The organism is Variovorax paradoxus (assembly GCF_000834655.1).
Classification (GTDB): domain Bacteria; phylum Pseudomonadota; class Gammaproteobacteria; order Burkholderiales; family Burkholderiaceae_C; genus Variovorax; species Variovorax paradoxus_F.
The window spans coordinates 21657-32527 of sequence record NZ_JXQQ01000046.1; the positions used below are offsets into that span (position 1 = coordinate 21657).

Sequence of the window (10871 nt, forward strand, 5' to 3'; positions counted from 1 at the left end):
GGCCGTCAGCGTGAAAACGACTCGACGGCCACCGGAATCTTCGGCGCCTGCCAGCGGTAGGCATTGCCCAGCACGTTGCGCTCGGGCATCTGCCCATTCCACTGGACCTTGAGCAGGTCCATCAGCGTCCATCCCGTCCAGTCCGCGCGAAACGGCTGTTGCTGCGCCGCGCCGCCCGGCAGCGGCTCGCTGTTGCGCCAGACGACGGCGGGGATGCGGTAGCCCGACGCGGTCGATGGGCTGTGGCCTGCGCGGTCGCTGCCGTGGCCGACCTCCTGGCCGTGGTCCGAGAGGTACATCCAGGCGCGGTATTCGCCCGGCTTGCCTGTGGCGCGTGTCTGCTGCAGGAGCTCCGATACCACGAAGTCGTGGTACAGCAGCGCCGCGTCGTATTCCTGGCGGAAGCGGCGCACCCAGGCGGAGCGGCCGTCCTTCACCAGGCCCTTTTCGACCGCGTCGACGTCGTCGTCGAACGGGTTGGCGTTCGCGGGAAAGCGCAGGCTGTAGTGTGGGTGCGCGCCCATCAGGTGGACCACGATGAGCTTGCGCTCTGTGCTCGTGTCCGCCAAGGCTTCCTGCACGCAGTCGAGGATCTCGCCGTCCAGCGAAGCGCTGGCGCGGCCGGGCGTGCGGTTGACCATGTCCACCACGTCGGCGAAGCGCGCATGCTGCTGCTCGATGGCCAGGTCGTCGTGGTTGCTGATCCACCAGACCTTGTAGCCGGCGGCGCGCGCCAGTGCCAGCAGGTGCGGCGGGTTCTCGCTTTCCGGCAGGCCGAAATGGAACATGTTGCGCAGCGCGGGCAGGGTGCTCGCATCGACCGACCATGCATTCTTCAACACCGCCATCTGCTCGCCGGCCTGCGCCTTGTGTGCCAGCAGGCGCGGCGTGGTCGGGCGGCCGTAGCCGTAGAGGGCCATGTTGTCGCGGTTGATGCTGTCGGTGATCACCAGCACCACCGTCGAGGGACCGGCCTGCAACGCCACTGGCGCGATGGCCTTGGCCTGCGCCATCGCGCGGTCGCGCACCTCCTGCTGGTCGGCCCAGGCAGCGCGCAGCGTGTGCACGGAGTGAGACCAGTTGGCCCAGAAGATCGCGGGATGCAACCGCCGCCACGGCTTGCTCGCATAGGCCACGCAGGCGATCAGCAGCACAACGATCACCAACGACCGCGTCCAGAGCGGCGAGCGTGACGCGCGCACGGACGATGTCGTCGCGTCGAAGGCCGCGCCGCGCCGCGCGAACATGGCCACAAGCACGCCGGCCATGGCGAGCGCGCCCGTCCAGATGACCGCCGAGCGCCAGTGCATCCACAGGTATTCCGAACTCTCGCGTGCATTGGTGTTGGCTGCCGCGCCGAGCACCATCGCGCCGTCGGGCGCGGCCTGGTAGGTGTCGAGCAGGTAGGCGCGCACCGCGCCGTCGAGCGCGAAGCCCATGGCCCAGAGCCACACGAGCACGGTGCGCAAGCGCCGCATGCGCGCACTGCGCAACGGCCACGCGAGCCAGAGCACCATCGGCGCGGCGAGCACCGCGAGCTGGGCGATGCGGCGGCCGTCGTGCCCCAGCGCGATCAGCGCGAGCAGCGTGGCGCCGACCACGCCGCAGGCGAGCAGGGCGCTGTGGCGCGATACGTTGCGCGCGCGCGGCGATTCGGCGGAAGCGGAGGTCAAGCGGTCGGGGCAGCGGACTGCAGGTCGGGAGGGCGCGCGCATTCTGACCCGACGCATGCGCCCGGCCTGCAGTGTCCCCAGCGGGGCGGGGGTGTTTGGCCGCGAGGCCTCAGGTGGCCGTGGCTTGCCGCACCGCGCGCTCCCAGCGCGCCATCGATTCCTCGGCCTGCGCGCGGCCCATGGTCGGCAGGAAGCGTCGCTCCACCTTCCACAGTTTGGAAAGCTGGCGCGCATCGGCATAGACCCCGGTCGACAGGCCTGCAAGGTAAGCGGCGCCCAGCGCGGTGGTCTCGATGACTTCGGGCCGCACCACCGGAATGCCCAGGAGGTCGGCCTGGAACTGCATCAGCAGGTCGTTGACACTCGCGCCGCCGTCCACGCGCAGTTCGGCCACCGGCTTGCCGCCCGCGGCCACCGCATCGCGGCTCATGGCCTGCAGCAGCGCGGCGCTCTGGTAGGCGATGCTCTCGAGCGCCGCGCGCGCGATGTGCGCGACGGTCGTTCCGCGCGTGAGTCCGGTGATCGTGCCGCGCGCATCCGCATCCCAGTAGGGCGCGCCCAGGCCCGTGAAGGCCGGCACCATCATCACGCCGCCCGCATCGGGCACGCTCTCGGCGAGCGACTGCACTTCCGCGCTGCCCTTGATGGCCTTGAGCCCATCGCGCAGCCACTGCACCACCGCGCCGCCGACGAACACGCTGCCTTCCATCGCGTACTGCGGCGTGGTGTCGGCTTGTGCGGCGCTGGTCACGAGCAGGCCGTTGTGTGAAGGCTGGAACTCGCCGCCCGTGTGCATCAGCAGGAAGCAGCCGGTGCCGTAGGTGTTCTTGGCCATGCCGGCCTCGAAGCAGGCCTGGCCGAAGAGGGCGCTCTGCTGGTCGCCCGCCACGCCGCCGATGGGCAGCTTGTGGCCGAGGAGCGCAGCGTCGGTGTCGGCGAAGTGCGAGCTCGAGGGCTGCACCTTGGGCAGCAGCGCGGCGGGGACCTTCAGCGCCGCGAGCAGGTCGGCGTCCCATTCGTTGGTGTGCACGTTGAAGAGCATCGTGCGCGAGGCGTTGCTCACGTCGGTCACATGCACCTTGCCGCCGGTGAGCTGCCACATGAGCCAGCTGTCCACCGTGCCGAAGGCGAGCTCGCCGCGCTCGGCATCGGCGCGCGCGCCGGGCACGTTGTCCAGCAGCCAGCGCAGCTTGGTGCCTGAGAAATATGCGTCGATCACCAGGCCTGTCTTCTCGCGGATGGTGTCGGTCATGCCTTCGTCGCGCAGCTGCGCGCACAGCGGCTCGGCGCGGCGGTCCTGCCAGACGATGGCGTGATGCACCGGCTGGCCGGTCTTGCGGTTCCACAGCACGGTGGTCTCGCGCTGGTTGGTGATGCCGATGGCGTGGATGTCGGTGGGCTTCAACTTCGCCTTCGCGAGCACTTCGCGCGCAGTGGCGAGCTGGCTGCGCCAGATTTCCATCGGGTCGTGCTCGACCCAGCCGGGCTGCGGGTAGATCTGCGTGAGCTCCTTCTGCGCAATGGCGACGATGTGGCCTTCGCGGTCGAACACGATGCTGCGGGAGCTGGAGGTGCCCTGGTCGAGGGCTAGCAGGTAGGTCATGGGGCGATGGTTCCTCTGGGGCCGGTCAATGGAGCGGCATTGTCTTGCTCCTTCCCCTCTGGGGGAAGACTGGGATGGGGGCAGGCCGTCGTTGAGCGCCGCGCTTTCTTGAGAAGCCGTCGTGCCCCCACCCCAACCCTCCCCCGGACGGGGAGGGCGCAAAGCGGGGAGCGTTCATGTTTCGCGTGCGATTTCGAGGCGAACCTGCGCGGTGTGCAACAGGTCGGCGAAGGGCGCCGGCGGCACCGCATCCGTGAAGAGCCGGTCGATCTGCGAGAGCGTGCCCAGCTGGATCATCGCCGGCCGGTTGAACTTGCTCGCGTCCGCCGCAAGCCACACCTCGCGCGCCTGCGCAATGATGGTCTGCGCCACCTTTACCTCGCGCAGGTCGAAGTCGCGCAGCGACCCGTCGGCCTCGATGCTCGACACGCCGATGAGCGCGATGTCCACCTTGAACTGGCGGATGAAATCAATGGTGGCCTCGCCCACGATCGCGCGGTCGCGCGGGCGCACCGAGCCGCCGGCCACGATCACCTCGCACGAGGTGTTGCCGCTCAGGATGGTCGCCACGTTCAGGTTGTTGGTGATCACGCGCAGCCCCGTGTGCCGCATCAGCGCCTTGGCGATGGCCTCGGTGGTGGTGCCGATGTTCAGGATCAGCGAGCAGTCGTTGGGCACCAGCTCGGCCACGCGCTGCGCAATACGCGCCTTGCCTTCGGCATGCAGGGTTTCGCGCTGCTGGTAGCCGATGTTCTCGGTGGTCGAGCTGGGCACGCGCACGCCGCCGTGAAAGCGCGTGAGCAACCCCTCGTCGGCCAGCCGCTGCACATCGCGCCGCACGGTCTGCAGGGTCACGCCCAGCATGTCGGCCAGCTGCTCGACGGTGACGGAGCCGCGCGTGCGCACGGTGTCCAGGAGGTTGATCTGGCGCGGGTTGGAATTCACAGAAACGTCTTGGAGAGCAGAAAGACTGCAGGGGAGGGTACAGGGCGGGTCACTTTAAAGCGAACCAAAACGAACCTGACTAAGGGAAAACTCGGAGGAAAATCGCGCCAAAAGGAATACAAATGAAAAAACCCGAAAATACAATGGCGCCCTTCAGTGACCTAAGTCACGATTCAACGGGCCCCATTCCTGTGAGCGATTTTTCCTCTGATTCGCCCCTGCCGGCCACCGAATGCGACGTGCTGATCGTCGGCGGCGGCATCAATGGCTGCGGCATCGCACGCGACCTCGCCGGCCGCGGCTGGCGCGTCGTGCTGTGCGAGAAGGACGACCTCGCCTCGCACACGTCTTCCTCTTCCACAAAGCTGATCCACGGCGGCCTGCGCTACCTGGAGTACTACGAGTTCTCGCTCGTGCGCAAGGCGCTGCAGGAGCGCGAGGTGCTGCTCAAGAGCGCGCCGCACATCATGTGGCCGCTGCGCTTCGTGATGCCGCACGACCCCTCGATGCGGCCGGCCTGGATGATCCGCATCGGCCTGTTCATGTACGACCACCTGGCCAGGCGCGAGGTGCTGCCGGGCTCGCGCAGCATCGACCTGCGCAGGCACGCGGCCGGCAAGCCGCTGAAGGACCAGTACAAGCGCGGCTTCGTCTACTCCGACGGCTGGGTCGACGACGCGCGCCTGGTGGTGCTGAACGCGCTCGATGCGAAGGCGCGCGGCGCCGAGGTGCTCACGCGCACCCGCTGCACCCAGGCGCGGCGCGATGCCGACGGCTGGACGGCCACGCTCGAAGGCCCGCAGGGCACGCGCACCGTGCGCGCGCGGGCCGTGGTGAATGCGGCGGGTCCGTGGGCCGAATCGTTCCTGCGCGGTGTCGCGCAGTCGGCCAAGGGCGAATCGCTCGCCACGAAGAGCCTGCGCCTGGTGAAGGGCAGCCACATCATCGTGCCGCGCCTGTTCGAGCACGACCACGCCTACATCTTCCAGAACCCTGACAAGCGGATCATCTTCGCGATCCCCTACCAGGACGAGTTCACGCTGATCGGCACCACCGACATCGAACTGAATGGCGACGACCCCGGCGCCGCGCGCATCGCGCAGGACGAGATCGACTACCTCTGCACGCAGGCCAGCCGCTATTTCGAGAAGGCCATCGTGCCCGCCGACGTGGTGTGGACCTACTCGGGCGTGCGCCCGCTGCTGGACGACGCCTCGGGCGATCCCTCCGCCGTCACGCGCGACTACATGCTCGAGTCGAACACCACCGCCGCGCCGCTGCTGTCGGTGTGGGGCGGCAAGATCACCACCTTCCGCAAGCTGGCGGAAGACGCGGCCGACGAGGTGGGCAAGATGCTCGGCCAGTCGAGCGCGCAGCGGCCTGCCTGGACCGACGGCGCATTCCTCGCCGGCGGCGACCTGTCGGCGTGGATCGGCGCTGCCAGGCGGCCCGACGAAGATTTCGAACGCTTCGTCTCGGCGGTGCAGGCCAAATACCCATGGCTCTACGGCAAGCTCACGCGCCGTCTCGCGCGCGCCTACGGTGCCCGGGTGTCCGAAGTGCTCGGCGATGCGAAGTCGCTCGCCGACCTGGGCCCCGCGGTGGCCCCCCGCCTGCACGAGCGCGAGCTGCGCTTCCTGCAAACCCATGAATGGGCCGTGAGCTCGGACGACGTGCTCTGGCGCCGCTCCAAGCTAGGGCTGCACTACACGCCGGCCGAGCGCGAGCAGGTGGCGATCTGGCTGCAGGCCAACGCCATCAACAACAAAGTGGAAGTGGAGGTGGGCTGATGCAGCTGACTCTGGATCGCGTCACCAAGAAGGTCGGCGCGCAGACCTGGCTCTATGAACAGAGCATCGCGCCCAGGAGCGGCGCGGTGACCGTGCTGCTGGGCGCCACGCAGGCCGGCAAGACCAGCCTGATGCGCCTGATGGCGGGGCTGGACACGCCGACCACTGGCAAGGTACTGGTCGACGGCAAGGACGTGACCGGCATGCCGGTGCGCGAGCGCAATGTCGCCATGGTCTACCAGCAGTTCATCAACTACCCCTCGCTCAAGGTGTCCGACAACATCGCCTCGCCGCTCAAGTTGCGCGGCGAGAAGAACATCGAAGCGCGCGTGAAGGCGCTGGCCGACAAGCTGCACATCGGCATGTTCCTCGATCGCCTGCCGGCCGAGCTCTCTGGCGGGCAGCAGCAGCGCGTGGCGCTCGCGCGCGCGCTCGCCAAGAACGCGCCGCTGATGCTGCTCGACGAACCGCTCGTGAACCTGGACTACAAGCTGCGCGAAGGCCTGCGCGAAGAGCTCACGCAGCTTTTCGCCACCGGCGATTCGACCGTGATCTACGCGACCACCGAACCCGGCGAGGCGCTGCTGCTCGGCGGCTATACCGCGGTGATGGATGCGGGCGAGCTGCTGCAATACGGCCCGACTGCCGAGGTGTTCCACGCGCCGCAATCGCTGCGCGTGGCGCGCGCCTTCAGCGATCCGCCGATGAACCTCTTGGCCGGCACCGCAACCGCGGGCCAGGTGCAGCTCGCGGGCGGCCCGGCACTGGCGCTCGCGTTGCCCGAAAGCGTTTCGGGCGCGGTCACCGTGGGCCTGCGCGCGAGTGCATTGAACGTGGGCGCGGGCGAGGGCGACATCGCCTTGCCCGGCAAGGTGGAGCTGGCCGAGATCTCGGGCTCCGACACTTTCGTGCACGTGGAGACGGCGGTGGGCGAACTGGTGGCGCAGCTCACCGGGGTGCACCGCTTCGAGCTGGGTGCTTCGATCACGCTGTACTTCAGCGCATCGCAAGCCTATGTGTTCGATGCCGGCGAAAAGCTGGCGCTCGCGCCCGCATGGCGAAGGACCTAGCATGACCTCCAGTCTTCGCGCATTTCGTGTCGCTTCGCCAACCCCCTTGCAGGGGGCAACCCCAGCGGCCCGCCAAAGCCGGTTCCGCGGTGTTCCACGACAAGACCTCGACTGTTTCATGCATTGCGAATCACGCGAGACCGTGAAGGAGAGCTGACATGGCACGCATCGACCTCGACCTGGCCCACGCCTACCGCGCCAACCCCACGCAGGACAGCGACTTTGCGTTGCTGCCCTTGAAGATGACCTTCCGCGACGGCGGCGCGTACGCTTTGCTCGGCCCTTCGGGCTGCGGCAAGACGACCATGCTCAACATCATCTCGGGCCTGCTCGTGCCGTCGCAAGGCACGGTGACATTCGATGGCCGCGACATGACGCGCGCTACGCCACAGGAACGCAACATCGCGCAGGTGTTCCAGTTCCCTGTGATCTACGACACCATGACCGTGGCCGAGAACCTCGCGTTTCCGCTGCGCAACCGCAAGGTGCCCGAAGACCAGATCAAGAAGCGCGTAGGCGAGATCGCCGAGATGCTCGACATGAGCGGCCAGCTCAACCAGCGCGCGGCGGGCCTCGCGGCCGACGCCAAGCAGAAGATCTCGCTGGGCCGCGGCCTCGTGCGCAGCGACGTGTCGGCCGTGCTCTTCGACGAGCCGCTCACGGTGATCGACCCGCACCTGAAGTGGCAGCTGCGCCGCAAGCTCAAGCAGATCCATCGCGAGCTGAAGCTCACGCTGATCTACGTGACGCACGACCAGGTCGAAGCGCTCACCTTCGCCGAAGAGGTGGTGGTCATGACGCGCGGCAAGGCCGTGCAGGTGGGCAGCGCCGAGGCGCTGTTCGAGCGGCCGGCCCACACCTTCGTCGGCCACTTCATCGGCTCGCCGGGCATGAACTTCCTTTCGGCCAAGAGCACGAACGGCGCGCTCGAGGTGGCGGGCACGCCGCTCGTGCCGACGCGCGAGCTGCCGCAAGGCGCGCTGAAGATCGGCATCCGGCCCGAATACCTGCGCCTGTCGAATGCCGGCGCCGCCGGTGCCGTGCCGGCCGTGGTGAAGCAGGTGCAGGACGTCGGCACGCACGCGATGCTGAGCGCCGAGGTCGACGGCATCGTCGTCAAGGTGCGGCTGCACTCCGACGAGCAGCCGCCGGCTCCGGGAGACACGGTGTGGTTGCGCGTGCTGGACACCCACACCTGCTACTACAAAGACGAGGAACTGGTGGCATGAACCGCTCGATCGCAGTCACCGGGCGCTCTGCGCGCCCCCATCCCAACCTTCTCCCAGTGGGGGAAGGAGCCAAGTCATGAACGCAACCAACAAGCCCATCAATCAAAAAGCCTGGTGGCTCGTGCTGCCGGTGCTGATCTGCGTGGCCTTCTCGGCCATCGTGCCGCTGATGACGGTGGTCAACTACTCGGTGCAGGACATCATCTCGCCCGAGCGCCGCGTGTTCGTGGGCACCGAATGGTTCGCCTCGGTGATGCGCGACGACGAGCTGCACCAGGCGCTGTGGCGCCAGCTGGGCTTCTCGCTGTCGGTGCTGCTGGTGGAGATTCCGCTGGGCATCGGCCTGGCGCTCTCGATGCCGGCGAAGGGCTGGAAGTCGTCGGCGGTGCTCGTGGTGGTGGCGCTGTCGCTGCTGATTCCATGGAACGTGGTGGGCACCATCTGGCAAATCTACGGCCGTGCCGACATCGGCCTCCTGGGCCATGCGCTGCAGAAGATGGGCATCGACTACAACTACACGGGCAGCGCGACCGACGCGTGGCTCACGGTGCTGGTGATGGACGTGTGGCACTGGACGCCGCTGGTGGCGCTGCTCTGCTATGCGGGCCTGCGTTCGATTCCCGACGCCTACTACCAGGCCGCGCGCATCGACGGCGCGAGCAAGTTCGCCGTGTTCCGCTACATCCAGCTGCCCAAGATGCGCGGCGTGTTGATGATCGCGGTGCTGCTGCGCTTCATGGACAGCTTCATGATCTACACCGAGCCCTTCGTGCTGACGGGCGGCGGGCCTGGCAACGCGACCACGTTCCTGAGCCAATACCTCACGCAGAAGGCGGTGGGGCAGTTCGATCTCGGGCCGGCGGCTGCCTTCTCGCTGATCTATTTCCTGATCATTCTGTTGTTCTGCTTCGTGCTCTACAACTGGATGCAGCGGGTCGGCACGCAGGAAGTCGAGGTGGAGAAATGAATCCGTCGCCGAGCCGCCTCAGGGCGGATGCTCCCCCTCGGGGGGACGGCGCGCAGCGCCAAGGGGGTCAACATGCCTGAAAAGAGATTCCACAAGCGCAGCATCTTCCTGGTGCTGTACATCCTGTTCGCTCTGTTGCCCATCTACTGGATGATCAACATGAGCTTCAAGACGAACGAGGAAATTCTCTCGAGCTTCTCGTTCTTCCCGCAGCAGCTCACCTGGGCCAACTACGCGCGCATCTTCACCGACGAGTCGTGGTACTCGGGCTACATCAACAGCCTGATCTACGTGGCGATCAACACGGTGATCTCGCTCACGGTGGCGCTGCCGGCGGCCTACGCCTTCTCGCGCTATTCGTTCCTCGGCGACAAGCATGTGTTCTTCTGGCTGCTGACCAACCGCATGACGCCCCCCGCGGTGTTCTTGCTGCCGTTCTTCCAGCTCTACAGCACCGTGGGCCTGATGGACACCCACCTGGGCGTGGCGCTCGCGCACCTCTTGTTCAACGTGCCGCTGGCGGTGTGGATCCTGGAAGGCTTCATGAGCGGCATTCCGCGCGAGATCGACGAGACGGCGTACATCGACGGCTACTCGTTCCCGCGCTTCTTCCTCACCATCTTCCTGCCGCTCATCAAGGCGGGCGTTGGCGTGGCGGCGTTCTTCTGCTTCATGTTCAGCTGGGTCGAGCTGCTCCTGGCACGCACGCTCACGAGCGTGAATGCCAAGCCCATCGTGGCGACGATGACGCGCACGGTGAGCGCCTCGGGCATGGACTGGGCAACGCTCGCCGCAGCGGGCGTGCTCACCATCGTGCCGGGCGCGATCGTGATCTGGTTCGTGCGTCACTACATCGCGAAGGGTTTCGCGATGGGCCGCGTTTAAGGAGGGCCAAAGATGTTCGACTGGATGGTCTGGACCACCCCGGTGGCCGTGTTTTTTATCTGCATCGCGCTCATGCTGGTCGGCATGACGGTGTGGGAATTCAAGTCGCCCACCACGATGCGCCGCGGCTTGCTGCCCATCGCCACCACGCGCGGCGACCGGCTCTTCATCGGCCTCCTGTCGGCCGCCTACGTGAACCTGATCTTCATCGGCCTGGCCGGCAAGTTCCAGGAGTGGATGAGCCTGGAGGCGGAGCCCTCGATCTGGATCAGCTTCGTGCTGTCGATGCTCGTGCTCGCGCTGGTAATGCGCAAAGGCTGAAGAAATGTGCCCCCCGGCTTGCCGCTTCGTGTGCTTCGCCACCCCCCGAGGGGGAGGCGAGGCTTGCCTTGAGGCGGCCCGGCGGCGACAGCAACCTTGATTTTGAAGACGCGTCCGGCTCTCCGCCTCCCCGGAGCCGAGATGAAAGAACCGGGGAAGCACAACCGAGGAGACACATTCATGAAGATGCGCTACACGGCATTGGCAATGGCGGCGGCAATGTTTGCCGCGCACGGTGCATGGGCCGCAGAGCCCGAGGCCAAGAAATGGATCGACAGCGAGTTCCAGCCGTCGACCCTGAGCAAGGACCAGCAGGCGGCCGAGATGAAATGGTTCATCGACGCGGCCAAGAAGCTGCAGGCGAAGGGTGTGAAGGAGATCTCGGTGG

General features: G+C 67.0%; 9 protein-coding genes and 1 pseudogene. 7 read left to right on the forward strand and 3 right to left on the reverse strand.

Annotation, left to right across the window (positions count from 1 at the left end; all coding sequences use genetic code 11):
* Window positions 1–5 precede the first annotated feature (5 nt).
* The 3 genes from RT97_RS19685 to RT97_RS19695 form a co-directional block, all read right to left on the reverse strand.
* Window positions 6–1730: a sulfatase-like hydrolase/transferase gene (locus tag RT97_RS19685; RefSeq protein ID WP_155403847.1), complete on the reverse strand. Its 1725-nt coding sequence runs from the start codon at window positions 1728–1730 to the stop codon at window positions 6–8.
* Window positions 1731–1782: 52 nt separating this feature from the next.
* Window positions 1783–3276, reverse strand: a complete 1494-nt coding sequence (gene glpK, locus RT97_RS19690; protein ID WP_042580508.1) for a glycerol kinase GlpK — start codon at window positions 3274–3276, stop codon at window positions 1783–1785.
* A 174-nt stretch (window positions 3277–3450) separates the two neighbouring features.
* Complete coding sequence (locus RT97_RS19695; RefSeq protein ID WP_042580509.1) at window positions 3451–4221, reverse strand: DeoR/GlpR family DNA-binding transcription regulator; 771 nt, start codon at window positions 4219–4221, stop codon at window positions 3451–3453.
* A 122-nt stretch (window positions 4222–4343) separates the two neighbouring features.
* Between RT97_RS19695 and glpD the strand changes: the two genes are divergently transcribed.
* From glpD to RT97_RS19730, 7 genes and pseudogenes are all read left to right on the forward strand, one after another.
* Window positions 4344–6011, forward strand: a complete 1668-nt coding sequence (gene glpD / locus RT97_RS19700; protein ID WP_042580510.1) for a glycerol-3-phosphate dehydrogenase — start codon at window positions 4344–4346, stop codon at window positions 6009–6011.
* Complete coding sequence (locus RT97_RS19705) at window positions 6011–7081, forward strand: ABC transporter ATP-binding protein (protein WP_042580511.1); 1071 nt, start codon at window positions 6011–6013, stop codon at window positions 7079–7081. The genes glpD and RT97_RS19705 overlap by 1 nt, the downstream gene beginning before the upstream one ends.
* 158 nt (window positions 7082–7239) lie before the next feature.
* Entirely contained in the window at window positions 7240–8310 is a 1071-nt protein-coding gene (locus RT97_RS19710) for an ABC transporter ATP-binding protein (RefSeq protein WP_042580512.1), read from the forward strand.
* A 76-nt stretch (window positions 8311–8386) separates the two neighbouring features.
* The gene (locus RT97_RS19715; protein WP_042580513.1) at window positions 8387–9277 is read left to right on the forward strand and encodes a carbohydrate ABC transporter permease; all 891 of its coding nucleotides are present in this window, start codon (window positions 8387–8389) and stop codon (window positions 9275–9277) included.
* A 72-nt stretch (window positions 9278–9349) separates the two neighbouring features.
* Window positions 9350–10162 carry a carbohydrate ABC transporter permease gene (locus RT97_RS19720; protein ID WP_042580518.1) on the forward strand — a complete coding sequence of 271 codons (813 nt, stop codon included), beginning with the start codon at window positions 9350–9352 and terminating at the stop codon, window positions 10160–10162.
* 12 nt (window positions 10163–10174) lie between these two features.
* Window positions 10175–10483 carry a DUF2160 domain-containing protein gene (locus tag RT97_RS19725; protein WP_042580514.1) on the forward strand — a complete coding sequence of 103 codons (309 nt, stop codon included), beginning with the start codon at window positions 10175–10177 and terminating at the stop codon, window positions 10481–10483.
* Window positions 10484–10663: 180 nt separating this feature from the next.
* A pseudogene (locus tag RT97_RS19730) lies at window positions 10664–10871 on the forward strand (carbohydrate ABC transporter substrate-binding protein); the annotation flags it as partial.